Origin of the sequence: Macrococcus animalis (assembly GCF_047425875.1) — a bacterium.
GTDB lineage: Bacteria > Bacillota > Bacilli > Staphylococcales > Staphylococcaceae > Macrococcoides > Macrococcoides animalis.
Map to the genome: position 1 here is coordinate 432,834 of NZ_CP179727.1, position 25,625 is coordinate 458,458.

21 protein-coding genes are annotated in these 25,625 nt (G+C 33.3%); 3 read left to right on the plus strand and 18 right to left on the minus strand.

Features of this window, described 5'->3' with window-relative positions; translation table 11 throughout:
• Positions 1 to 7: 7 nt before the first annotated feature.
• On the plus strand, positions 8 to 1,330 hold the full coding sequence (locus tag ACMGE9_RS02165; protein ID WP_414043620.1) for a CoA-disulfide reductase: 1,323 nt from the start codon (positions 8 to 10) through the stop codon (positions 1,328 to 1,330).
• Positions 1,331 to 1,351: 21 nt separating this feature from the next.
• Here the strand turns inward: ACMGE9_RS02165 and ACMGE9_RS02170 are convergent, their stop codons facing one another.
• The 10 genes from ACMGE9_RS02170 to ACMGE9_RS02215 all read right to left on the minus strand — a co-directional run bounded on the left by ACMGE9_RS02170 (position 1,352) and on the right by ACMGE9_RS02215 (position 15,450).
• Positions 1,352 to 2,764: an alpha-amylase family glycosyl hydrolase gene (locus tag ACMGE9_RS02170; protein WP_414043621.1), complete on the minus strand. Its 1,413-nt coding sequence runs from the start codon at positions 2,762 to 2,764 to the stop codon at positions 1,352 to 1,354.
• Positions 2,765 to 2,883: 119 nt separating this feature from the next.
• Complete coding sequence (locus tag ACMGE9_RS02175) at positions 2,884 to 3,270, minus strand: YisL family protein (RefSeq protein WP_414043622.1); 387 nt, start codon at positions 3,268 to 3,270, stop codon at positions 2,884 to 2,886.
• Positions 3,271 to 3,477: 207 nt separating this feature from the next.
• Positions 3,478 to 4,377: a fumarylacetoacetate hydrolase family protein gene (locus tag ACMGE9_RS02180; RefSeq protein WP_414043623.1), complete on the minus strand. Its 900-nt coding sequence runs from the start codon at positions 4,375 to 4,377 to the stop codon at positions 3,478 to 3,480.
• Positions 4,378 to 4,447: 70 nt separating this feature from the next.
• Positions 4,448 to 5,491 carry a hypothetical protein gene (locus ACMGE9_RS02185; protein ID WP_414043624.1) on the minus strand — a complete coding sequence of 348 codons (1,044 nt, stop codon included), beginning with the start codon at positions 5,489 to 5,491 and terminating at the stop codon, positions 4,448 to 4,450.
• The gene (gene addA, locus ACMGE9_RS02190; RefSeq protein WP_414043625.1) at positions 5,488 to 8,952 is read right to left on the minus strand and encodes a helicase-exonuclease AddAB subunit AddA; all 3,465 of its coding nucleotides are present in this window, start codon (positions 8,950 to 8,952) and stop codon (positions 5,488 to 5,490) included. The genes ACMGE9_RS02185 and addA overlap by 4 nt, the downstream gene beginning before the upstream one ends.
• Positions 8,933 to 12,292 carry a helicase-exonuclease AddAB subunit AddB gene (addB, locus tag ACMGE9_RS02195; RefSeq protein ID WP_414043626.1) on the minus strand — a complete coding sequence of 1,120 codons (3,360 nt, stop codon included), beginning with the start codon at positions 12,290 to 12,292 and terminating at the stop codon, positions 8,933 to 8,935. Before addB ends, addA begins: the two co-directional genes overlap by 20 nt.
• Before the next feature lie 60 nt (positions 12,293 to 12,352).
• Positions 12,353 to 12,913, minus strand: a complete 561-nt coding sequence (gene lepB, locus ACMGE9_RS02200; RefSeq protein ID WP_414043627.1) for a signal peptidase I — start codon at positions 12,911 to 12,913, stop codon at positions 12,353 to 12,355.
• A gap of 11 nt (positions 12,914 to 12,924) precedes the next feature.
• Positions 12,925 to 13,413: a signal peptidase I gene (lepB, locus tag ACMGE9_RS02205; RefSeq protein ID WP_414043628.1), complete on the minus strand. Its 489-nt coding sequence runs from the start codon at positions 13,411 to 13,413 to the stop codon at positions 12,925 to 12,927.
• On the minus strand, positions 13,410 to 14,009 hold the full coding sequence (locus ACMGE9_RS02210; protein ID WP_414043629.1) for a TVP38/TMEM64 family protein: 600 nt from the start codon (positions 14,007 to 14,009) through the stop codon (positions 13,410 to 13,412). Before ACMGE9_RS02210 ends, lepB (ACMGE9_RS02205) begins: the two co-directional genes overlap by 4 nt.
• 94 nt (positions 14,010 to 14,103) lie before the next feature.
• Positions 14,104 to 15,450, minus strand: a complete 1,347-nt coding sequence (locus ACMGE9_RS02215; RefSeq protein ID WP_414043630.1) for a glucose-6-phosphate isomerase — start codon at positions 15,448 to 15,450, stop codon at positions 14,104 to 14,106.
• 296 nt (positions 15,451 to 15,746) lie between these two features.
• Here ACMGE9_RS02215 and ACMGE9_RS02220 point away from each other — a divergent pair, with 296 nt between their 5' ends.
• Positions 15,747 to 16,952 (plus strand): argininosuccinate synthase, encoded by a 1,206-nt coding sequence (locus tag ACMGE9_RS02220; protein ID WP_414043631.1) that lies wholly within the window; start codon positions 15,747 to 15,749, stop codon positions 16,950 to 16,952.
• On the plus strand, positions 16,945 to 18,321 hold the full coding sequence (gene argH, locus ACMGE9_RS02225; RefSeq protein ID WP_414043632.1) for an argininosuccinate lyase: 1,377 nt from the start codon (positions 16,945 to 16,947) through the stop codon (positions 18,319 to 18,321). The genes ACMGE9_RS02220 and argH overlap by 8 nt, the downstream gene beginning before the upstream one ends.
• A 15-nt stretch (positions 18,322 to 18,336) precedes the next feature.
• On the opposite strand, the gene ACMGE9_RS02230 is transcribed toward argH, so the two are convergent.
• From ACMGE9_RS02230 to ACMGE9_RS02265, 8 genes are all read right to left on the minus strand, one after another.
• Positions 18,337 to 19,497 carry an iron-containing alcohol dehydrogenase gene (locus ACMGE9_RS02230; protein ID WP_414043633.1) on the minus strand — a complete coding sequence of 387 codons (1,161 nt, stop codon included), beginning with the start codon at positions 19,495 to 19,497 and terminating at the stop codon, positions 18,337 to 18,339.
• 162 nt (positions 19,498 to 19,659) lie between these two features.
• Entirely contained in the window at positions 19,660 to 20,907 is a 1,248-nt protein-coding gene (locus tag ACMGE9_RS02235) for a Glu/Leu/Phe/Val family dehydrogenase (protein WP_414043634.1), read from the minus strand.
• Positions 20,908 to 21,001: 94 nt separating this feature from the next.
• Positions 21,002 to 22,195, minus strand: coding sequence for an ornithine--oxo-acid transaminase (locus ACMGE9_RS02240; RefSeq protein ID WP_414043635.1), 1,194 nt, complete (start codon positions 22,193 to 22,195; stop codon positions 21,002 to 21,004).
• Positions 22,196 to 22,285: 90 nt separating this feature from the next.
• Positions 22,286 to 23,830, minus strand: a complete 1,545-nt coding sequence (pruA, locus tag ACMGE9_RS02245; RefSeq protein ID WP_414043636.1) for an L-glutamate gamma-semialdehyde dehydrogenase — start codon at positions 23,828 to 23,830, stop codon at positions 22,286 to 22,288.
• A gap of 149 nt (positions 23,831 to 23,979) precedes the next feature.
• Positions 23,980 to 24,354: a S1 domain-containing post-transcriptional regulator Ygs gene (gene ygs / locus ACMGE9_RS02250; RefSeq protein WP_414043637.1), complete on the minus strand. Its 375-nt coding sequence runs from the start codon at positions 24,352 to 24,354 to the stop codon at positions 23,980 to 23,982.
• A 74-nt stretch (positions 24,355 to 24,428) separates the two neighbouring features.
• Positions 24,429 to 24,686, minus strand: coding sequence for a DUF1871 domain-containing protein (locus tag ACMGE9_RS02255; RefSeq protein WP_414043638.1), 258 nt, complete (start codon positions 24,684 to 24,686; stop codon positions 24,429 to 24,431).
• Positions 24,670 to 24,870 carry a hypothetical protein gene (locus tag ACMGE9_RS02260; protein WP_414043639.1) on the minus strand — a complete coding sequence of 67 codons (201 nt, stop codon included), beginning with the start codon at positions 24,868 to 24,870 and terminating at the stop codon, positions 24,670 to 24,672. The genes ACMGE9_RS02255 and ACMGE9_RS02260 overlap by 17 nt, the downstream gene beginning before the upstream one ends.
• Positions 24,871 to 25,009: 139 nt before the next feature.
• A complete protein-coding gene (locus ACMGE9_RS02265; RefSeq protein ID WP_414043640.1) occupies positions 25,010 to 25,603 on the minus strand; it encodes a peptidylprolyl isomerase in 594 nt (197 codons plus the stop codon).
• Positions 25,604 to 25,625 lie beyond the last annotated feature (22 nt).

Consider the following 25,625-nt stretch of genomic DNA (forward strand, 5'->3'; position numbering starts at 1 on the left):
AGGGATATTGATGAAAATTATAGTTGTCGGTGCTGTCGCAGGCGGTGCGACAGTTGCTTCACAAATAAGACGATTAAGTGATGCCGAAATTACAATTTACGAAAAAGACCGTGATATGAGTTTTGCGAATTGTGGTCTTCCTTATTATATTGGTGGTGAAGTAAGCCCACGTAACCGACTTATTGCAGCTACCCCAGAGACATTTGAACAAGATAAAGATGTTACAGTAAAAACGTATCATGAAGTCATTGCCATAAATGCAGAACAGAAGGAAATTACAGTAAAAGACATTAAAAATAATAAAACATTTATTGATACATTTGATTATTTAATTCTTTCACCAGGAGCTAAACAAATAACATTACCAACGCTTAATGCCAATCATGTGTTTACATTGCGTAATTTAGAAGATACCGATAGAATAGCTAACTTTATCGAAACTGAAGGTGTTAAAGATGTTCTAGTGATTGGCGCGGGTTACATTAGTTTAGAAATAGTCGAAAACCTAAAGTTTCGTGGCTTAAACGTAACTATGCTACATCGTAGTGCGCATATCTTAAAGTCAGTGGATCAAGATATGACATCTCAAATACCTACAATTTTAGAAGATAATGATGTACGTCTATTACTGAATGATGAAGTTAAATCACTAGAAGGAAAGACAGTATTATTAAAATCAGGGCGTAAATTCGATTTCGATATGATTATTTCTGCTTTAGGTATACAACCAAATACAGAATTCATTCAATCAAGTGGCGTTCATTTGACAGATAATGGTCACATTAAAGTAAACAATTATTTTGAAACAAATTATCCATATATTTATGCCTTAGGTGATGCGATTGAAACGAAATATCGCCATGTTGAACTACCTGCACAAATTGCACTTGCATGGGGTGCGCATCGTGCTGCAAGTATTATTGCACAAAATATCGTGACCCCACAGTCAGTCCAATTTAAAGGATTAATCGGAACAAATATTATACGTGTATTTAATTACACTTTTGCAAGTGTTGGTATTACACCAAATTTACTAGAACATTTTGATTATGAAATTGTAAGCCAAACACAAAAACAACATGCGGGTTATATGGCAAATGCACATCCACTATCTATCACTATTTATTTTGATAAAAAGACACGTAAAATTTTACGCGCCTCAGGATATGGTCAATCTGGAGTGGATAAACGTATTGACATCATTGCGACAGCCATAATTGGAAACATGTCTATTGATGACCTTAAAGAAATTGAAGTTGCATATAGCCCTGTTTATAGTAGCCCAAAGGACATCATTAACATGCTTGGATATAAAGCTGAACAAAAATAAAAAACCGCTGAAGCGGTTTTTTTATTTTGTATTATTATGTTGGCTCGCTAAATATTTTTTTCGGTTACGCGTTGCTCCAATAATAAATGCTGTAAATAAAACGACAATCGTGCCTGCTGCAATTAAGTACCCATTGTTGAATCCTTGATTCTTCACAACTGCGTATAATTCAGCTTCTTCACGATTTGTAATCAAGGAAAATTTATTATCTTTATAGTGTACGCGGTCACCAATAAGTAATCCACTTAACATTTGATCTTTAGGAATTTTTTTACTATCTAATTTCACATTCGTTGCTTTACTTGTATTGTTCACATTGTATACAAAATCAACTTTCTTTGTATCAAAGTATATGAGTTGATTCCCTTTATTGTTGTAGATTACATCTGATTTACCTTCAAACATTTCATCATACTTTTTATATACACCACTTATTACTTCTAAATATTCAATTACTTCTTTTTCTACACGGAAATCAAGTAATTGGTGAATATCAGGTGCCTTGTCGCCGTTCATAGCAATCTCAGTACCATATGTCATACTGATTGGCATTTTTTGAATCATTAAATAACTCATCATTTGCTTAATTCGGGTACCTGGAAACATATTTTCTTTTGCTGCATAATTTGTAAATCTCGGCATAAAGAAATTATCACTTGAAAGTAATTCATTTGATTCATATTTGTCTGGAATATCTTGATCCGTTGTTTTGAAAGCATTGGCTAATGCCTTCGTGGTTTCTAATTTTTGCACATGACTAAATCCTGATACATTAATATCTTCATTTAAAATGGCTATTGTTTCAATATGATCAGGGAATACTGCTTTTGCATCAATACCATCCTGCATTGCATACATTGAAACGCCATCAATACCAAACTTTTCTACAAATTGAGTAACAGCCTCTTTATATTTCTTTTGATTATCAGGATTGTTTAAATCAATAATTTTTTTATCTTTAAAATATTTTTTTTGGAAAGTATTCATTTTCGTATCTGGGGTTGCAGTGAAACCATCTGTGACGGTTGTTGGTATATCAACGATAACTTTCATCTTTTTATCGTGTGCTAATTTAATCATTTTCTTAAATTGTTTTTCGCCACCATAAACTTCATCCACTGAAACATAATTTTTAATGTCATAACCTAAGTAATCCTTTTGATTCTTTTCAAACACAGGAGAAACATGTAACGTGTTAAACCCCATTTTTTTGATGTAATCCATCTTACTAATAATACCGTTAAAGTCACCACCGAAAGGTAAATTTACATCCTTTTCATTATGAATATGTTTATTGTTGTCTTCATTTGCATTCATAAAGCGATCAACTATTAAACTATAAATACGTAAATTTGAATCAGTTGCAGCAACTGCTTTCGGTTGCATCGAAATGAGCAACATGATACTTGCTATAAATATTATTATTTTTTTCATTCCCATTACCTCACTTTAGTCGTTACACTTGATTATACTAAAATAAATAGAACGTGGGGGGAAATTCATAAAAAATTCAAGAATCAAAAAGAACCTCTATAATAGAGGCTCTAATAAATTTACTTGAACATTCCTGTAATTGGACCTAATGGTAAATGTGCACCTAAGCCAATTGTAATGATAGCAACTAGAATCACAATGTAGAAGAAATTTCTAGACGCTTTTTTTCTTTTCTTACGTGCTAATGTAACTTCCATTAATGCAATAGTTGCTAAACCTAATAAGAATTTTATACCGTACATCATAGCATCTGCGTTCATCGCTTTAAAGAAGATAAAACATCCACTTACTAAAGCAAGCAAAGCAAAGACACGTAATAACATCATAAGTGGTTTAAAATATTTACTTGGTCCTAATCGATCTGAAAAATTTTCATATGCTGCAAAAAAGACGATTAATAAAACAACCCAACTCATGATGTGTAAATGTAACATACCAGTAATCATTGGTGTTCCCCCTATATCTATATTTCATACTTATATATTTTAACATATATTTTACTATAGCGTTAATAAAGAGTGTATATCGCATTTAAAGAATCTATCATCTAGTAAAGTCTTCTTGTGTTTCCAACTAAAAAAAAGACATCCTTGGATTTCCAAAGTTGTCTTAAATAAAAGGAGTCAAAATTGATTACTTTATGGGTTTTCTACTTATTCTCCTACTGTATTCATCAAAGTACCAATACCATCTATCGTTACTTTAATCTCGTCGCCGCGTTTTAAGTATACTGGAGGATTCATACCTGCACCAACACCACTTGGCGTACCTGTAGCAATCACATCTCCAGGGTGAAGCGCAACATATTTTGAAATTTCAGCAATTAAATCGTCAATTTTTAATACCATATCTTTTGTATTACCATCTTGTCGGATTTCATTATTTACTTTCGTAACGATACTTGCATTTTCTGGTGTAGGTAACTCATCTTTTGTTACAATGTAAGGTCCCATTGGGCATCCACCAATTAAACTTTTTGAAAGGAAAGCTTGAGAATGTTCTTTTTGTAAGTCACGTGCAGTAATATCATTAATAATTGTATAACCATATACAAAGTCTAATGCCATTGCTTTAGGAATCTTATGGCCATACTTACCGATAACTATACCTAATTCACCTTCATAGTCTAATGCATTTGTTACATCACTATGGGCTGGAATTTCATTACCATCACCGATTAAACTAGATGGAGCTTTCGTAAATACATATAATTGATCTACTTCATTATTTAATTCTGATGCATGTTCAGCATAGTTACGACCAATTGCAATAACATTATTTGTTGGAGTTACTGGTGGTAAGAATTGAATTGCAGTGAAATCATATTTATAGTCAGCTTTATTACTAGATGCTTCAACTTTTTCAATTGTCACACGAACTAATTCCTGAAAGTCAACTGTGTTATTTTGTTGCAAAGCTTCTAGTAATGTTTTAGGATAGTCCCCTTCTTTGAAATCAGCAAATACTTTAACTAAATCCCAAACTGCATCCTCACGCTTAACTTTTACGCCATATGTTACTTTGTCTTCAAACTTAAATGTTAAAAACTTCATTCCGCTTCCACTCCTCTTCTATGTTGCCCTCATTATACAGAATATTTTCATAACTTTCATTCTTTTGTGTTTAACTGTGTCTATATTTCTTATATTTGTCTATCCATATACTGATTGCTATATATAATATGCTTATAATAACAGCTATAATGAATGACTGTCGCATTAAATGAACAATCGATGTTGCTGGATAATGTAATTTATGAATGCCAGTAAATACGGTATAGACGATAATATCTATGACGATAATTACGCTGATAAATAACAATGCTTGTTGTGTCACGACTTCTTTTGAAAGTTGGTTCTCAAAGTTTCTCACAATAATAAGAATGATAAATATTAATCCTAATCCTTGTAAACTTGAACCAAGCATCGCAAGTGAGAATTGTAAAAATCCATAACTGAATTTAAATATGAGTAGTTTTACTGTCGTACCACAAATCAAACAAATCAAAGCATGAATAACAATATTATTTGTCCCTTCTCTTTTATTATGATGATATATCCCCATCATTAAACCAGGCACTATCCCTACAACAAAAGCAATCACGTAATACAATATATGTGTCATAAAATATGAAATGTTAAGGTGTATAAATTCAAATAAGTGATGTTTATTATGAATTTCAATAAACTGTTGGAACTGATTCACGTTTAAAAATGATTCATAGTTTAAAAATAATATCATCATAGGTATCACGATGATGAATGAAAATCCTGCATAAATCCCCAATGTTATCCAGGCATATTGCTGGGTTGATATTTTTCTATTGATAATCAATTTCAAAATAAGGATGCCAATAGATAATCCTAAAACGACACTCATTCTCGTTATTAATAACGAAATCAATAGTCCAATTACAATCAGCAACATGACTGATTTATTGTTTAATTGATGCAATAAATGAAATCGCTTTCCAATGATAAAGCCAAACATACTAAAACTCATGAAAACAATCATCATGATATAAATTGATAATGTTGGCATTTCCATTTCGTTATAATATTCAAATGGATTAATCAACTCAATTGGCTGGTTAACTAAAAATGCAATACTCAATGTATACAATATCAGCGGTATTGCGTATAGACCGTGTACTACAAATTGTTTCATGCTTTCACCTCTACAAGTCCACCTTCAAAGAAATAAAGATAAGATTTTACTGGTGCATTCAATACCGTCTCAAGTGCTGCTTTATAATACGACATTTGAATGCGATAATTTTCGGCCATTGTTTGTAACGTTTCTTCTACAGATTTACCTAGTCTTGGAATGACTTTATCTGTTTTATAATCTAATAAATAGTAGTTACTTTCATATTTAAACACACAGTCAATCATCCCCTGCACGAGCTGATCAGGATGAGCATCCACTAAATATTGCTTTCCAATAACGAACGGTAACTCGTGATACACTTCATCCGCTTGTGTTAATTTCGCAAATATTTCAGTATTCATAAATGTCTTAATATGCTCTGTATTAATAAACTGGATGTCTTCACGAGAGATGAGTTTCTTATCTGCTAAACTTTCAATGAATTCATTTAGTTCTGTGTCATTTATTACACGCAGTGGTAAATGTTGCATCACTAAATGCATTAATGTCCCTACCTCTTGTGCCGTTTTCTTTTGTTCTGTCATAAACTTCGGTCGATCATATTGTTTCTTACCAAGTTTATATTGATTCACATAAGTCCAAGTCGTTAATTCATCTTCTGTTTCAGCTTTTTTTATATCCGAAACGCTTTCCTTAGTAGGTAATGTAAATTCATTTTCGTATGCATAATGATAATCTTTTAATGCATGTAACCATTCAGTATCAGCCGTGGATACATCTATTTCAGATTCAATATTCTCTTCTTGTGTAAATGATAATTCATTAATCATTTGCACAGGTATATTGATTGGTGCATCTGGTTGTAAAATGGCTGGCATAATAAAAGATAATGGGGTTGAAGCATTCATTCGATAGAACAAATCAAGTTTGTTATCCATTTCGATATTTTGGAATTTCTCTATTGCTTCTTCTGTATGAACAGAACCAATTAATATTAATTTCTCACGAGCACGTGTAAATGCCACATACATTAAACGTAACTCTTCTGATACTTGTGATAAGCGCAAATGATGTTTAAAAATACCATTCGTCATCAGTGGAAAAGACACATTAGCTTTCGCATCAAAGTAATTAATTGCAAGTCCCATCTGTTGATCCATTAATACATCTGACGCCATATCTCTTAAGTTAAACTTTTTATTCAACCCGGCATATATAACAAAAGGGAATTCCAATCCTTTCGATGCATGGATAGTCATCATTCTTACTACATTTGCTTCATCTGAAATAATATTCACTTCACCAAAGTCTTTTTGGCTGTTTAACATATTATCGATATAACGGATAAATTGAAATACACCACGATAACTTGATTGTTCAAAGTTATCTGCTAGTGATAATAACTTATTTAAGTTGGCTGCACGTTGCTGCCCACCTGGAAGTAATAAATATTTTTCAACAAAATACGTATCTTCATAAATATAAGATAGCAATTGACTAACACTCATTGATTGTTGACAATTACGATAATCTTCTAAATCACTCAAAACTTTCATTACTTTCGCTTTTAAGTTGTCATCTCTACCGTTTTCTCGATACTGTATTAAATTTTGGAATAGATAAATCGATGTATCGACTGAACGAATCGTTGCCAGTTCGTCAGCACTGAACTGATATATAATACTGCGTAACACTCCTGCTAATGGAACATCTTGTAATGGGTTATCTATGACGCGTAAGAAACTCATGATTGACTCAATTTCATCTGTTTTAAAATATCCTTCTTTACTACTCACATGAAATGGAATGTTATAAGCTTTCATCACTTGCATGTGTGTCACAGCATTACTATAACCACGTTCTAATATGGCGATATCTTTAAATGTTGCTTTTCGGTAGGCTTGCTTTTTAACATCAAATACTTGTTCTTCCTTAATGATTTGCTCTATACGTTGTGCGATATAATGACTTTCTGGATAGTCAAGTTCAATATTCTCTTTATTCATAATAATCATTTCAGTCGTTTGACGTACTTCATCAAATGGTGCACCGTAGTACAGCTTTTGGGTTTCATCATAATCGATGTCACCAATCGTTTCATCCATTATACGTTCAAAGACAGCGTTAGTATCTTCAATAACAGATGCACGTGATCTAAAGTTTTTAGAGAGTTCTATGACTTTTCCTGTATCATTCGCTCTAAAGTCAGCATACTTTTGCAAGAATAACTCAGGTTCAGCTTGTCTAAATTTATAGATAGACTGTTTAACATCGCCAACCATAAATAAATTCCCTTTTGATTCAGGATGCTTCTTAATCGCTTGAATGATACTTTCTTGCACACGGTTCGTATCTTGATATTCATCGACTAATATTTCATGGAAATGATCGCGTAGACCAAGTGCGATTTCAGTCGGTTTTCCATCATTAAGCAATATTTTTAATGCAAAATGTTCATAATCACTAAAATCAATCACTTTGCGTTCACGTTTTAATTGCTCAAAACGATGCATTACTTGTCCAGTTAGCGCTGTTAGTGCTGATACTTCACCGAACATTGCTCGAATATCTTCAACCATTTCACTAGGGGGTGCATAAAATAAACCTTTTAAATTTGCAATAATTGATTTCACTTCTGATAAATCATTCGTTATTAAATCATTCATCATCTTCGCATCTGGATCGTCCTTCGACTTAACAGATGGCTTACGACCAAAAGAAATCGCTTGAATATGTTCGTATTGAGCATACAAATCACTCGGAATTTCTAGACTTTTATCGATTTCTTGTAAATAGTCCAAGGTCTTATCGAATGCTTCACTGATACAGTAATTTTCACTCCGTCTAATTAATTGACGTGCTTGTTGGATTGACGTCATCACTATTTCAGATAATCTTTTAAAATTTTCATCTTCAACATGTGCGTGCTTGTATTGATCACGTATACGCTCTAACCATGCCTCTGGATCACTATTAGCAATCGTATAGTAATATAGTTTCGCTAATAATCTGCGCAGTTGGGCATCACTACGTTCATTCGTTAAATGTAATATTAGCTTTAATTGATTTTCATCTAAACTTTCATATGCACCTTCTAATACTTCATCAATTGCCTGCATTAGTAAAAGGGACATTTCTTCATCATTTCCTGTTCTAAAGGTTGGGTCCAGGTCAATTGTATAATAATATTTTTCTATTAAATTTAGACAAAAACGATGCAATGTTGATATCTCTGCTTGATGAATCTTAACAAGTTGACGTTTCAAATGTTCTGTCGGATTATCTTTTAATTCACTCACGATACGTGAATGTATTCGCTCGCGCATTTCTTTCGCACTCGCATTCGTAAATGTAACAACAAGCACTTCATCAATATTTATGCCTTTGTCTACAATCTTACGGATAATTCGTTCCACGAGCACAGCAGTTTTACCACTGCCTGCAGCTGCAGATACAAGTGTATCTTGACCGTATGTCTCAATCGCTAAATGTTGATTATCAGTCCATGTCATTGCCATCTGTTTGTCCTCCTTTCAGAATTGTTTGAATTACATCGATTTTTTCATCTTTCGTACGAATATCTTGAACGTTTAGTATTGGATCAATATGACATACAGCTTTAAAATCACAATAATCACATGGTAACTTATTGCCATATGATAAAGGGGAAATATCACAATCTCCAGATAATACATCTTCCGCTGTTTTTTTAAAGTTGTTGCGGTTATGCTCGATAAATTTATTCAAGATATCTACAGGTAATACTTTTGACGCTGAAGTAAACTCTCCTGACTTTTTCAAACCAACAGGAATGATATCTGATTTATTTGTTTCTGCTATCATTTCATCATAATATTCTACTAAGTCTAGATCATCAATGATATAGCCATCCATTTTATATTCAGCTGCTCTTTTTTTTATTAAATCTTGTGACAACTCTTGCTTATTGCTAAGCTTTAATTTAGGCTCATATACGTGAAAATATAACATACCCGCAGGCAAAGTATCTTCTTTCAGACCTAACTTTTCTTTATTTTGTAGAACGACATCCATGTAAGTCATCATTTGCATTTGAATCCCGTAATACACTTTTCGTAAATCTAATGATGTCGGACCTGATTTATAGTCAATAATCGAAACATAATCATGTTCCATTGTGTTTAAAATGTCGATTCTATCAATCTGGCCACTTATTTCTACCCGTCTTCCTTTTGGTAAATCAATCTTTTGACTGTCAAGGTCACCTTGTTTACCGAACCGTGTTTCAAATTTCGCCATCTTGAATTTACTTTGCTTCTGGTGTGATTGAATCATGCTAAATGTATCTGTAAGCATCGATTCAATCTTTAAAATCATAAAGCGATAATGTTGCTTAGAATACATGATTTCAAATTGAACAGAAGGTAAATGCTGTGATAAATATTGTCTGATTGCTTGTCTTATATCCTCTCGAGATACACTAAACAATTTGTCCATAAATGTTTCACCTAGATAAGCAAGTACTTCATGATAAATATTGCCAAGTTGGAAACTTTGTAACTCAAAGTTATCACGTGGTCTGAGTCTTAAACCATGTCCCGCAAAATGCTTAAATGCACATTCATTATAGCTTTCAAATCGCGAAACACTTGCTTTAATCACATCACCATATAATAAATTGACGTTAGTATCATTGATCGGTCGAGTCTGATTTCGGAACTCGCTTAATTTGAATATTGATTCATATCCATTTGCATTATAATATTGAATAATATTTTGCCAAGCTTTATCTTGATAGTGTTGAGCCGCTACACGAATTCCTGCATCGATCGTAGTAATTTGTTCATCTGGTTTGAAATCAGCTGAATACACCATTTGTGTATTGATGATTGCTTTAATATCATTGATATATGATGAAGGTCGCATTGCTTCATATGATTGATTCATTAAGCTATAAGATAAATAGAGTGAGTCTGTTGCATTGGTCATTGCGATATAGGCAACAAATCGTTCATCTTGTGTTAATAAATCAGTTGTCGGTGCGAGCTTCAATCCACCGATGTCCGAAATATCTCTTTTTTCACTATCTGTAATAATGGCATCTTCCTTAATACGGCGAGGTAAAATATCATCGTTTAAACCACAAATGAATATGACTTTTTTATTTTCTACTTTCGCTAAATCTAAGTTTAATATTTGAATTTGATCTAAACCTTGTGGTGCAGCATTGTATTCTAACGATTCAAATCCAACATCTAATATTTCTACCATCGCGTCATAAGTTAATGCTTTATCTCGTAATACTTCAACAAAGTCATCTAACACTTGATTAATGCCATTCAACAATTGATCAAACTCTAGCGCTTTATAATTTTGGCCATCTTCACGCATTTTATCGCGATTCGCCATTAAGTATTCAGGCAGTTGAATCGTTAATAAAAATTGATATAAGTGTGTGGCAAATTCAGCTGCATTAGTTGATTCTGTTAATGATTTTCTGAGTGGTTCAATGAGCGCCAAAATATGGTCAACATAATGAATAAATTGTTCCCAAACTTCTGTTGAGTACATATCATCTTTACTGTAATGTAATTTTCTTTTTTCAATTAAATCTTTATAATGCATGCCTCGTGTAATCATGACATTTTCAAGCATATCAACGAATTGAATGTCTAAACGTTCTGCATTTTTTGTGACTAATCCTGTTTTTAATGCTCTATATAAATGATCAAGCTGAAATGTATTTTTAAAGAAATCAAGCAATGAGCGTATTAATTCAATACTATGATGATGATGCATCACTTCTTTCAAATCAGTATGGTATGGTAAATTAAGTTGAATTGCACGTTTTATCAAGCTTTCAGCATGCGCTTGGTCACGATACAATACGGCTATATCTTTATATCGATAATCATTTTTACCTAAGTTATAAATTTTATGCATTATACCATTTACTTCTGATTGAATGTTATCCGCTTCTAAAATCTTAATTTCTTCTTTAGGGAAGGCTTGCACGTGTAATGCATCAAATTGTGCTTCTAAATGCTTTAAAGCCGGATTGTTAAAACGGTAAGTATAAACGAATTTCGTGATTGTAAAATCTATATTGCTTACATTTAAATATTCCGAAATACTGTGAAATGTTTCTTCTGTTTTACGGAATAAGTCACTTTGGTGTTCTGGATCAATTGTAAGTGCTATAGTAACTGACTTTGCATGTTGACACAGGGCTAAAATGACTAAATATTCAATCGTTGTAAAGTTATAAAATCCATCAATATAAATATCTGACTGTTTAATTGAAGGTGAAATTTCGATCAACTGCATTAAATGATAAAGTGTATCTTCAGATTGCATGAATTCATTGGACATTTCTGTGTTTAACGCATCATAAATAAGCGCAATATCATGTAATTTATCTAAGGTTCTAACTTCTAAATTCGAAGTTGTTAATGCATTTAAATCCTCTGATGAAACATTATATTTTTTTAATTCACTAATTGTTTGGCTTAGCTTTTGACTAAAACCATAATATTGGCTTGTTGTTTGAAAGCGGCGGAGCTGTGCTTTATGTTGCATGATAACGTCATATGTCAACATTTCAACACCTGCTTTAGAAATCATCGATAAATCCGTACCACCTAATTCACTTTTTAAACGCCAATACAAGCGATCGAATGAATAAATTGCAGTACGCATGCTCCCTTTAATCGAAATATCATGACTTAATGCTTGTTCTATTGAGAACGTACTTTGTCTTGGTGCAATCATAATAATTGGTTCACCTAACGGAGCACTTTTTAATTTGTCTTTAATAGATTCTATGATATAGTGCGTTTTCCCTGTTCCACGTCTCCCTAATAAGAAACTTACCGTCATATGGGTTCCTCCTAAAAAAAATGCACTTCTTATAATAAATTATAAAAAGTGCTGACTTATTTACTTTGGATCAAAATTATAATGGAAACTATTAAATGGCCAATAGCGTAATGCTACTTCACCGACCACTTGCTCTTCTTTAATTAATCCGAAGTATCTACTATCTTTACTCACTTCACGATTATCTCCAAGTACGAGTAATTTGTCTTTTGGAATTGTATTCTTACCATTTGTATTCACTAAATCTTTTACACTAAAGTTTTCAGTCAGTAGTATATTTGTTTTAGCAACTTTATTCTCTTCTAAATATGGCTCTTCTACTTTCTTACCATTAACGATAAGTTGGTCGTTATTATACTCTACAGTGTCTCCGGCTTTACCGATGACACGTTTAACGTAGTCAGATTTCTTATCTGCGTGAAATACCAGTACATCACCTTTATCAATTTGACCAACAGTATAGCCAATCTTATTAACGATTACCTTCTCGCCATCCTTTAATGTAGGATCCATTGAATCCCCTTTAACAGTATATGTAACGAATAAGAATTGATTAATAACGAAGATTAACGCAATTGCAACGACAATTGCAATCAACCATTCCACGATTTCCTTTTTCAAAATGCCACCTCTTATTTTTTATTATGCCAATACGTAAAGATAATTTTCCCTATCATTTGATTACGATTAATACAGCCAAACGTTCGTGAATCCAGACTATTATCTATATTGTCCCCCAATACTAAATAACAATTGTTCGGTACAGTACGATATTGTTTCATTCGATTATCGAGTAATTGTTGCATCGATGCATCATGATAATGCGTCTTTTTACCATTTATATACACCGTTTTATTTGAAACTTTTATATAGTCACCTGGTGTAGCAATGATGCGTTTCACCATTAATTCATTATCGTTTAATTTAAAGAAATACACGTCATTCTTTTTCGGTTCAATTACGATATCGATAAATTGGTTCACGAGCACACGGTCACCATCGTTAAAGTTAGGTTCCATGGAGTGCCCATCGATTATATAATTTGATATAAAAAATGAACGTAATATAACAATAAACAATACCGCGCAAGTAAATGGTACAATAAAACTTTTTAACTTCATCGATTCGCCTCTGATTTAGTGATACGTTTTTCAAGTATCTTCCCTATAACCCATAAAAGAATTAATACTATAGCAACAATTATACTCTTTTTCGGTTCTCTAACAAAGGAATATATATCGTTACCGATAAAACTTAGCATAAATAACATAACAGCTTTTCCACATAAAACTGCAATTAGATAATGCCTTATATTCACTGTACTTAAACCTGCAACAACATTTATAACACTAGACGGTGTGAATGGGAAACAAAGCAATATGAAGAGTGGCATTATTCCCTTTTCATCAACACGCCGTATAAACTTTAATGTATGTGGATGATTATTTAAATGCCTTAAAAACTTGTGTTGACCGTACTTTCTAACCAACAAAAACACAATATATGCACCACAAAATGCACCAAGCCAAGTTATGATAAATCCTAAAAATAATCCATATGTATTTACATTAACAACTGCAAACAATGCAATCGGTAATATTGGAACAAATGCTTCTAAAAAGGGTAGTAAAAACGCAATGATAATCCCAAAAGATTCAAATGTTTCGAAGTAACCTTTAATTGCTTCTTCACTAAAATATTGCATTATGATATCCATAATAACACCTACTCTCACCTCATTTTATCGAAATTAAAATAAAAGTGCATTAAAAAAGCTAAGGCAAAAGCCTTAGCTTAAATGGAGGAATATGTTATTTATTTAGACGTGCTTCTAATTCTGCTTTTTTTTCTTCGAATCCTGGTTTGCCAAGTAACGCAAACATGTTTTGTTTGTATGCCTCAACACCTGGTTGGTTAAATGGATTCACACCTAATAAGTATCCGCTCATTGCAACGCTTAATTCAAAGAAATAAACCATGTAACCAAATGTGAATGCATCAAGTTGTGGTACTTCAACGACTAAGTTCGGTACACCACCATCACTATGTGCTAGGATAGTGCCTTGGAACGCTTTCGTATTAACGAAGTCTAAAGTTTTACCTGCTAAGAAGTTTAAACCGTCTAAGTCATTCTCATCTGCCTCAATTGTAATATCCGCACGAGGGTTTTGAACTTTGACAACTGTTTCAAAAATATCACGACGACCTTCTTGAACGTATTGACCTAATGAGTGTAGGTCTGTCGAGAAGTTTGCACTTGATGGATAAATTCCTTTGAAATCTTTTCCTTCAGATTCACCAAACAATTGTTTCCACCATTCATTGAAATATTGAAGACTTGGTTCGTAGTTAATCAACATTTCAATAGTGTAACCTTTATTGTAAAGCACATTTCTAATCACAGCATATTGATATGCAATATTTTCATTTAAGTTATCTGAACTTAAATCTAAACGTGCTTTATCCGCTCCTTGCATCATCGCTTCAATATCATGTCCGCTCGCAGCAATCGGTAATAATCCAACAGCAGTAAGGACTGAGAAACGACCCCCAACATCATCAGGCACAACGAAAGTTTCGTAACCTTCTGTTGTTGCAAGTGATTTTAAAGCACCTTTTGCTTTATCTGTTGTCGCGTATATTCTTTCTTTCGCACCTTCTTTACCGTATTTTTCTTCTAATAATTTTTTAAATACACGGAATGCCACTGCTGGTTCTGTTGTAGTTCCTGATTTAGAAATTACATTGACTGAGAATTCTTTATCTTTAACATATTCTATTAAGTCGCTTAAATAAGTTGAAGATAATTGGTGACCTGCAAAGATGATTTGAGGTTTACCTTGTTCTGATTTTAAGTGATCAAATGATTTGTTTAGCATTTCAATCGCCGCACGAGCACCTAAATATGATCCACCAATACCGATAACAACTAATACTTCACTATCTGATTGAATTTTTTTCGCTGCTGCTTGAATACGTGAAAATTCTTCTTTATCGTAATCATTCGGTAAGTTTATCCATCCTAAAAAGTCACTTCCGGCACCAGTTCCTTCATGAATTGTACTGTGCACATTTTTTACGATTGATTGCATTTGCTCTAATTCATGTTGCCCGAAGAAAGTTTCTGCTGTACTGTAATCAAATTTAATATGTGTCATTATAAATCCTCCTGTTTATGAATTCTTATTAATTGTACTCTATACGGACATACATCTCAATGTATGCGAATTTTGTAAACGCATACATTTTTAAATAACTAATTTTTTATGACATTTTAAAAAACACTCTAATCATCGTCTTTATAACTATAAATAAATTGAATAACACTTTCTCCATTCTATATTTATACACTATTTTGAATATTATGTGTTGATATTGAATTTATATTTTGTTATGATTTTATGTATATTAATTCATTAAAACAAATATTTATAATAAAAGGGAGATTTTATTTATGACTAAAGAAAAAGTAGTACTTGCATATTCAGGCGGTTTAGATACTAGTGTTGCCATTCAATGGTTAATTGAAAAAGATTATGATGTCATCGCATGCTGTTTAGATGTCGGCGAAGGAAAAGATTTACATACAGTTAAAGAAAAAGCACTTACTGTCGGTGCTATCGAATCAATTATGCTAGATAAAGTCGATATATACGCACAAGAATATTTAAGTTATGCAATAAAAGGCAATACTTTATATGAAAATACTTATCCATTAATCTCTGCGCTAAGTCGACCACTCATTGCAAAAGAATTAGTTGAAATTGCACATCAATATGATGCACATTATATTGCACACGGTTGTACAGGTAAAGGTAATGACCAAGTACGATTTGAAGTTGCAATTCATAGTTTAGATCCTAAAATAAAAACGCTAGCACCAGTACGTGATTGGGGCTTTAGCCGTGAAGAAGAAATCGAATATGCAAAAGAACATCATATTCCAATTCCTATTAATCTTGATTCACCTTACTCAATCGATCAAAATCTATGGGGCAGAAGTAATGAATGTGGAATTTTAGAAAATCCATATATAGAACCACCTAAAGATGCCTATGAGTTAACGAAAGCGCCCGAAGAAGCTCCAGATACACCACTTTATTTGGAGATTTCTTTTAAAGGAGGGCTACCTACTGCGATTGATAATGAAGAATTACAACTTCATAAAGTCATTCAACAATTAAATAAACTAGGCGGTGATAATGGTGTAGGTCGAATCGATCACGTCGAAAATAGACTTGTTGGTATTAAGTCACGTGAAGTATATGAAGCTCCAGGAGCAATGATTATTATAGCTGCTCACCAAGCTTTAGAAACAATAACACTCACAAAAGACGTCCAACATTTTAAACCTTATGTAGAACAGCAATTTGCTAATCTTATTTATAATGGTCTATACTTTTCACCTCTATCAAATCATTTAAAAAATATGCTCAATGATATGCAACAATACGTGAATGGAAAAGTAAAAGTGAAGTTATATAAAGGAAATATCACGGTTGTTGGACGTACAAGTGACAATTCTTTATATAATGAAAAACTTGCAACTTATACGAAAGAAGATGCATTTAATCAACAAGCTAGCGTTGGTTTTATTGAGATTTACGAATTACCAACGAAATTAGCTACTGAAGTTTATAGAGGTGATCTAAATGAGTGATGCTTTATGGGGCGGTCGTTTTGAATCATCAATGGATGAACTTGTTGAAAAATTTAATCAATCGATTGATGTCGACCAAACACTATTTTATGAAGATATTGAAGGTAGTATTGCACATGTAACAATGTTAGGCGATTGTAAGATTATCTCTAATGATGAAGCCAAACAAATAATATTAGGATTACTAGAATTAAAGACTGCATACCAAAATGGAGAAATAACATTTACTTCGAAGTATGAGGATATACATTTGAATATTGAACATTTGTTAACTGAACGTATAGGAGCAGTTGCAGGAAAGTTGCATACTGGACGTTCTCGAAATGATCAAGTGGCAACAGATATGCATTTGTATACTTATAAAAAAGTTAAAATAATGATTGATGCATTAAATTTACTGCAACAAAGTATAATTACAAGTGCAGAACAAAATATTGATGTCATAATTCCAGGCTATACACATTTACAACGCGCACAACCCATTTTGTTTGCACATCATATTATGACGTACTTTTGGATGTTACAACGTGATAAAGAAAGACTGACCGAAAGTTTATCGCGAATTAATATGTCACCACTCGGTTCAGGTGCACTTGCTGGGACGACTTATCCTATTAATCAACAACAAACAGCAGACCATTTAAAGTTCGAACAAATTTATCCAAACAGTATTGACGCTGTAAGTGACCGTGATTATATTTTAGAAACAATGAGTAACATTAATTTAATAATGATGCACCTATCAAGATTTTCTGAAGAAATCATATTGTGGTGCTCACATGAATTTAACTATATTACTTTAAGTGATGCCTATTCAACAGGATCATCAATTATGCCCCAAAAGAAAAATCCTGATATGGCCGAACTCGTAAGAGGTAAATCTGGAACAGTAGCAGGAAACTATATTGGGATGTTGATGACCCTTAAATCATTACCACTTGCTTATAATAAAGATTTACAAGAAGATAAAAAATCATTCTTTGATTCACTTGAAACATGTATCGATAGTTTAACCATTTTTAGTGGTATGATTGATACTATGACAGTGAATAAAAATCATATTAAAATGACGATAGAACAGGACTTTTCAAATGCGACTGAACTGGCAGATTATTTAGTTGGATTCGGTATTCCATTTAGAGAGGCACATGCTTTAACAGGTAAGCTAGTTGGTGAATGCATTAAAGAAAACATATTTCTAAAAGATGTGTCTCTGGATAAATATAGAGCTATTCATCCAGAGATTACGCAAGAAATTTATTCTATCTTACAGCCAAAGGCGGCGGTAGAAAGAAGAACAAATTTTAATGGTACAAGTACAAAGTCTGTATTAGCACAAATAAAACAAGGCAAGTCTAAGTTAACTTAGACTTGCCTTGTATTTTTATAACGCTGCTTTATAAATTGCCATAATATCGTCTTTATCTAAAGTATAAAAATTACCGAATGGTCCGTAAATTAATGTTTTGTCTGCAAATACTTCCAAATCGTCTTCTTTTACACCTACTTCTGATAACTTCGTTGGTGCACCAAGTGATGACCAGAATTCAGACACTGAATCAATACCGTAATTAATCTTCTCTTCAACTGATAATTTGTTATCCACATTAAATACATCTTCAGCAAATTTTACAAAACGTTCCGGTGATTTTTTACTCACATAACGCATCCACTCTGGGAAGATAATCGCTAAACCAACACCATGTGCGATATCATATACTGCACTAACAGCATGTTCTAAGTTATGTGTTGCCCAGTCCCCGTTATAACCCAAGCGCATAAAGCCGTTTAAAGCAACTGTTGCACCAAGCATTGTTGTCTCACGTGCTTCATAATTTTCAGGCTGTTCCATTGCAATTGGACCTGCATTCATAATTGCTTTCATCACACCGCTGATCATAGCATCACCAATTTCAGTGTTCGTTGCTTCATTGAAGTATTGTTCTAATAAATGACTCATACTATCTATAATACCATTTGCTGTTTGGTTTTTTGGTAATGTGTAAAGTAATTCTGGATTTAATAAACTGAACTTAGGAAATACTAGCGGTGAGCCCCATCCTAATTTTTCATTTGTTTCCCAGTTAGTAATTACGCTACCTGAGTTCATTTCTGAACCTGTTGCAGAAATTGTAAGAATTGTTCCGAAAGGAATTGCACTTTCAACAGTCGCTTTGCGCGTAACAATATCCCATGGATCTATATCACTTGTTGCAGCAGCTGAAATTAATTTAGTTCCATCAATTACTGAACCACCACCTATTGCTAATATGAAATCAATATTATTATCTTTAACTGCTTGCACACCTTTTCTTACCGTTGCAAGTCGTGGATTTGGTTCAATCCCTGGTAATTCAAAAATATTATAGCCTTCTAGAAGTTTGATGACACGGTCGTAAAGACCTGTTTTCTTAATGCTACCGCCACCATAAGTTAATAGAATGTTCTTACCTTCTGTGAATTTTTCAATCATTTGTGGTAATTGATCGGTACTTGTTTTTCCAAAAACCAAAGTTGTTGGATTGTTAAATGTAAATTCGTTCATTTTAACATGCTCCCCTCTATTTTATTATATTGTATAAGACTTTTTTATTTTTGGGTAATATAATGACTTGTACAATTGGTATTGTTACAATTTCGGTACTTAATTACCTCTAGCAGCAAATAAAAAAGACATACCCAAAAAGAGTATGTCTCATAATTAATATTATGCCCATCCACGGTATCGTGCAGCTTCAGCTGTACGTTTAATACCTACGATGTAAGCTGCTAAACGCATATCTACTTTTCTTGACTCAGATAATGTATAAACATTATCAAATGCTTTTACTAATTTTTCACGTAACTTTTCATTGACTTCTTCTTCAGTCCAGTAGTAGCCTTGATTGTTTTGTACCCACTCGAAGTACGATACAGTAACGCCCCCAGCACTTGCTAATACATCTGGTACTAGTAAAATACCACGATCAGTTAAAATTTTAGTAGCTTCTGGCGTTGTTGGTCCATTCGCCGCTTCAACTACGATTTCAGCTTTAATATCGTTTGCATTATCTTTTGTAATTTGATTAGATATTGCTGCTGGTACTAAAATATCACAATCTAATTCAAATAATTCTTTGTTTGTAATTGTATCTTCAAAAAGGTTTGTTACAGTACCAAAACTATCACGACGGTCTAATAAGTAGTCAATATCTAATCCATTAGGATCATGTAATGCACCATGTGCATCAGATATACCTACAACTTTAGCACCCATATCGTATAAGAACTTCGCTAAGAAACTTCCTGCGTTCCCAAAACCTTGAATCACTACACGTGATCCTTCGATTTGTTTGCCGCGACGTTTCGCCGCTTCTTCAATCGCAATTACAACACCTAATGCAGTAGAGCGGTCACGTCCTTGTGAACCACCTAATACTATAGGTTTACCTGTAATGAATCCTGGAGAGTTAAATGCATCCATCATGCTGTACTCATCCATCATCCACGCCATAATTTGTGAGTTAGTAAATACGTCTGGTGCAGGAATGTCCTTTGTAGGTCCAACGAATTGAGAAATTGCACGAACATAACCACGTGATAAACGTTCTACTTCGTGTATACTCATTTGACGAGGATCACAAACGATTCCACCTTTACCACCACCATATGGTAGATCAACAATACCGCATTTTAAAGTCATCCATATTGACAAAGCCTTTACTTCGTCTTCATCAACGTCTGGATGGAAACGTACGCCACCTTTAGTTGGCCCCACTGCATCATTATGTTGTGCACGGTAACCTGTAAAAGTCTTAACTGTTCCGTCATCCATTTTAATAGGAATACGTACTGTTAATAAACGTAAAGGTTCTTTAACTAAATCATACATACCTTCATCGAAACCAAGTTTATCCAATGCTTCATGAATAATATTTTGTGTAGATGATACTAAACTTGTAGTGTTTTCTGACATGTTTTTTCGCCCTCTTTTTTCATTCTTAAGTACTTCAGTTTTTATTGTAACATATTTAAAATCTTTTAAAAGCCCTTTTTGAAAACGCTATCATTTATTTTTCAAATACCGATTTTACTTTTTCAATTGCCCAATCTAAATCTTCTTGAGAGATAATCAATGGAGGTGCAAAACGAATAACTGTATCATGAGTTTCTTTACATAAAAGTCCTAATTCTTTTAATTGTTCACAATAAGGTCGTGCATTTTCAGTTAATTCAACTCCAATAAATAGCCCTTTACCACGCACATCTTTAATGATTGGATTGTCTATTTCTTTAAGTTTTGATTGGAAATACTCACCTAATTCTAATGAACGATCTGCTAATTTTTCATCAACTAAAACATCTAATGCTGCCATAGATACAGCACAAGCTAATGGGTTACCACCGAATGTAGAACCATGGCTTCCTGCGTTAAATACTTCTAAAATTTCTTTATCAGCTAATACACAAGAGATAGGGAATACTCCGCCACCTAATGCCTTACCTAAGATATACATATCAGGTACTACGTTATCCCAATCCGTCGCAAACATCTTACCTGAACGGCAAAGACCTGCTTGAATTTCATCAGCAATAAATAATACATTGTTTTCTGTACATAATTCACGAACTTCTCTTAAGAAACCATCACGAGGGATATTAATTCCCGCTTCACCTTGAATAGGTTCTAACATAACTGCAGCTGTATTTGGAGTGATTGCTGCTTTGATTTGTTCGATATCACCGAAATCTACTAATTTGAATCCACCTAACAATGGACCATAACCACGTTGATATTCTGCCTCACTAGATAAAGATACTGCAGCCATTGTACGACCATGGAAATTACCATTCATTGCAATAATTTCAGCTTGATCTTTCGCTACTCCTTTTACTTCATAAGCCCATCGACGTGCTGCTTTAATTGCAGTTTCAACTGCTTCAGCACCAGTATTCATTGGTAAGACCATTTCTTTTCCTGCAAGCTTACAAATTTTTTCATACCATGGACCTAACTGATCACTGTGGAATGCACGTGACGTTAATGTAACACGATCTGCTTGATCTTTTAAAGCTTGTATAATTTTAGGATGACGATGCCCTTGGTTAACTGCCGAGTAAGCAGATAACATATCTAAGTATTTGTTTCCTTCCGGATCTTTTACCCAAACACCTTCAGCTTCAGAAATAACGATTGGAAGTGGATGATAGTTTGGTGCACCGTAATGATTTGTAATTTCAATTATATCTTGTGATTTAGTCATATAATAATTCTCCTTTTTAGAAAAGCAGTAGTGGGCTTCACACTACTGCTTAATAATATTATTTATTAAAATACATTGTTAAATAGCAACTTATAACATTTCAGAAGTTGTTCTACCTTGCATGTGTAATACTAAGTAATCAGGGCCACCCGCTTTAGAGTCTGTACCTGACATTTTGAATCCACCAAATGGTTGATATCCAACAATTGCACCTGTACATCCACGGTTGAAGTATAAGTTACCTACCATGAAGTCACGACGAGCTTCTTCTAAATGTTCACGATTGTTAGTGATAACAGCACCTGTTAAACCATAGTCAGTATCATTTGCAAATTGAATTGCTTCAGTAAAGTCCTTCGCTTTCGCAATTCCTACAACAGGTCCAAAGATTTCTTCTTGCATTAAGCGGTCATCATGTTTTAAATCAACAAATACTGTTGGGTTAACAAAATTACCAACTGACTCATCAGTTGTTCCACCAACTAATAATTTTCCTTCAGTTTTACCAATTTCAATATATTCTTTAATTTTATTCAAAGATTTTTCATCAATAACTGGTCCCATGAAAAATTCATTTGTTTCTGGATTTCCGGCTTTTAATTTTTCAGTTTTCTCTTTTACTTTTGCTACTACTTCGTCATATACATCTTCTACGATTATCGCACGAGAACATGCTGAACATTTTTGACCAGAGAATCCAAATGCAGATTTCACAATCGATTCTGCAGCTAACTCTAGGTCTGCTTCTGAGTCGACAACTATCGTATCTTTACCACCCATTTCAGCAATTACACGTTTTAAATTTAATTGACCTTCATGTACTTTAGCTGCACGTTCATAGATGCTAACACCAACAGAACGACTACCTGTGAAAGAAATGAAACGAGTGTCAACGTGATCTACAATGAAATCACCAATATCACGAGATGAACCAGGAATATAGTTAACTACCCCTTTAGGCATACCTGCTTCTTCTAATACTTCCATGAATTTATATGCAACAACAGAAGTGTTTGAAGAAGGTTTAAGTAATACAGTATTTCCTGTTACTAAAGGTGCAACAGTTGTACCAGCCATAATTGCTAATGGGAAGTTCCAAGGTGAGATAACTACACCTACTCCTAATGCAATATAGTCATAACGGTTATATTCTCCAGGTCGGCTTTCAACCTTAACGCCATCTTTAATACGTAACATTTCACGGCCATAGTACTCTAAGAAGTCGATAGCTTCTGCAGTATCTGCATCTGCTTCATTCCAAGGTTTACCCGCTTCTTTAATCATGATTGCTGAGAATTCATGTTTACGACGGCGTAAAATTGCTGCGGCACGGAATAAAATATCAGCACGCATTTTTGGATTTGAAGATCTCCAAGTTTCAAAAGTAGATTTAGCAACTTCCATTGCTTTCTCAGCGTGCTCTTGCGTTGCTTGAGAAACATTTCCGATAGTCTCTTCTCTATTTGACGGATTATATGAACGCATTTTATTTTCTGTCATAATACGTTCTCCACCAATTATCAATGGATAATCTTGCCCTAAATATGCGTTTACTGTTTCTAAAGCTTTTAACATTGCTTGTTTATTTTCCTCGATGCTAAAGTCTGTGAATGGTTCGTGTTTGTACGAAATCATTACATTGCCTCCTCTTTGTTTGTTTTATAGAAAACCCTTACATATTATATAATGACTAATTTTAAGAAATACTTCAACCCTTATTACTCAAATTTTCAAAATAATTTTTTATACACAAAATTGAAAAAAAATAAAAAGAAACTACATTATTATTGTAGTTTCTTTCCTTTTTCAACCCATTCAGGTAACTTTTCTCGTAATGACTCAAAACCAATATTTTCTGGCTGTTTCAATTCATCAAGCACTGATTTTTTCTCTTTTTTACGTTCTTGTCGTTTAAAATAATCATTTTCCTTTAATGATAAATTTAATTTACCATCTTCAGAAATATCGAGTATCTTTGCTTTTACAATTTGTCCGACTGAGAGAAATAAATTTAAATTATGTACATAATCATTCATCACTTCTGATATATGGATTAAACCTTCCGTGTGATGTTCGGTTTCTACAAATGCGCCATAGGGTTGAATACCTGTCACTTTAACCTTAATAAACTGTCCTTTTTTGTACTTTTTATTCGTCATATTTATCCCTCATTTTTAATAATATTATTTTACCATAAAAATGAGTATAAAAAAAATCATGTAACTATTAATTGTTACACGATTTCACATGTTGCTTTAAGTTTGTATATTTCATTTAATATTGTAGTAATTTCATCGACAGTAGGTGACTGTTCAAAACTATGCATAAATATATCAGATATACCTTGAATTGTATCTTTAATTGGTAATTTTTGGTGCACAAGGTCCATTATCTCGTAATATTCCATATCCCCTTGAGTAGAATCTTCGAGCTGCATTGGATTCCAACCATTTAATATTTTATACATAGCGATATTAAAGTCTGGATTCATTTCGCTCTTCCTCCAACCTCTTCATCACTTCGGCTTCAAATACTTTAAATTTCTCTTCTTGCTTTTTAGAATTTTTGATAAATAATTTAAAAGAAATATAAGCTAATGTCATAAAAAAGATTAATGATATGACTGCCGGTATATATTCCCACTTGTTTTCTGGAAAATATAAAAATTCCATCATAATGAATCACCCCTAATCTAGTAAATTATTATATCATTAAAAAATAGTAAAAAAAGAATAAGTCATGAACATTTCATGACTTATTCAAGTTTGCCAGGCATCTGCTTTGGAGTCACCGATTAGGCTGTCGACAAACAGCTTATTTTATAATGTTTATTTTTTCAATCACAACGTCTTCTAATGGTTTGTCTTGAGGTCCAACTTGAACATTCGCAATAGTTTCTAGAACGTCAAATCCTTCAACCACTTGACCAAATACAGTATGCTTTTGGTCTAACCAAGGTGTTCCACCGACTTCAGCATATTTATCAACGATTTCTTCTGGCCATCCACCTTGTTTTAATTGTGATAGCATTTGTGCTGGTACTTGCTTCATTTGAACTATAAAGAACTGTGAACCGTTAGTGTTTGGTCCAGCATTTGCCATTGATAAGGCGCCATATAAGTTAAACGCATCCATTGAGAATTCATCTTCGAATTTATCGCCATAAATACTTTCTCCCCCCATACCTGTTCCAGTTGGGTCTCCACCTTGAATCATGAAATCATTAATAACACGGTGGAATATAATACCTTCATAGTATCCTTTTTCTGATAATTGAATGAAGTTTTCTACTGTTTTAGGTGCAACTTCTGGAAATAATTTAATTTTCATTGCTCCTTTTGTTGTTACCATTTCTACTAAACGTTCATTTTCTGAAATTTCTGTATTTAATTGAGGAAAATTAGTCATTTTTATGCTCCTTCATGATATG

Coding starts and splice junctions, on each gene's coding strand:
- ACMGE9_RS02170 (WP_414043621.1), bottom strand. CDS start 2,764: ATGAAAAAAATAATAATATTTATAGCAAGTATCATGTTGCTCATTTCG.
- ACMGE9_RS02175 (WP_414043622.1), bottom strand. CDS start 3,270: ATGATTACTGGTATGTTACATTTACACATCATGAGTTGGGTTGTTTTA.
- ACMGE9_RS02180 (WP_414043623.1), bottom strand. CDS start 4,377: ATGAAGTTTTTAACATTTAAGTTTGAAGACAAAGTAACATATGGCGTA.
- ACMGE9_RS02185 (WP_414043624.1), bottom strand. CDS start 5,491: ATGAAACAATTTGTAGTACACGGTCTATACGCAATACCGCTGATATTG.
- addA (WP_414043625.1), bottom strand. CDS start 8,952: ATGGCAATGACATGGACTGATAATCAACATTTAGCGATTGAGACATAC.
- addB (WP_414043626.1), bottom strand. CDS start 12,292: ATGACGGTAAGTTTCTTATTAGGGAGACGTGGAACAGGGAAAACGCAC.
- lepB (WP_414043628.1), bottom strand. CDS start 13,413: ATGAAGTTAAAAAGTTTTATTGTACCATTTACTTGCGCGGTATTGTTT.
- ACMGE9_RS02210 (WP_414043629.1), bottom strand. CDS start 14,009: ATGGATATCATAATGCAATATTTTAGTGAAGAAGCAATTAAAGGTTAC.
- ACMGE9_RS02215 (WP_414043630.1), bottom strand. CDS start 15,450: ATGACACATATTAAATTTGATTACAGTACAGCAGAAACTTTCTTCGGG.
- ACMGE9_RS02220 (WP_414043631.1), top strand. CDS start 15,747: ATGACTAAAGAAAAAGTAGTACTTGCATATTCAGGCGGTTTAGATACT.
- argH (WP_414043632.1), top strand. CDS start 16,945: ATGAGTGATGCTTTATGGGGCGGTCGTTTTGAATCATCAATGGATGAA.
- ACMGE9_RS02230 (WP_414043633.1), bottom strand. CDS start 19,497: ATGAACGAATTTACATTTAACAATCCAACAACTTTGGTTTTTGGAAAA.
- ACMGE9_RS02235 (WP_414043634.1), bottom strand. CDS start 20,907: ATGTCAGAAAACACTACAAGTTTAGTATCATCTACACAAAATATTATT.
- ACMGE9_RS02240 (WP_414043635.1), bottom strand. CDS start 22,195: ATGACTAAATCACAAGATATAATTGAAATTACAAATCATTACGGTGCA.
- pruA (WP_414043636.1), bottom strand. CDS start 23,830: ATGATTTCGTACAAACACGAACCATTCACAGACTTTAGCATCGAGGAA.
- ygs (WP_414043637.1), bottom strand. CDS start 24,354: ATGACGAATAAAAAGTACAAAAAAGGACAGTTTATTAAGGTTAAAGTG.
- ACMGE9_RS02255 (WP_414043638.1), bottom strand. CDS start 24,686: ATGAATCCAGACTTTAATATCGCTATGTATAAAATATTAAATGGTTGG.
- ACMGE9_RS02260 (WP_414043639.1), bottom strand. CDS start 24,870: ATGATGGAATTTTTATATTTTCCAGAAAACAAGTGGGAATATATACCG.
- ACMGE9_RS02265 (WP_414043640.1), bottom strand. CDS start 25,603: ATGACTAATTTTCCTCAATTAAATACAGAAATTTCAGAAAATGAACGT.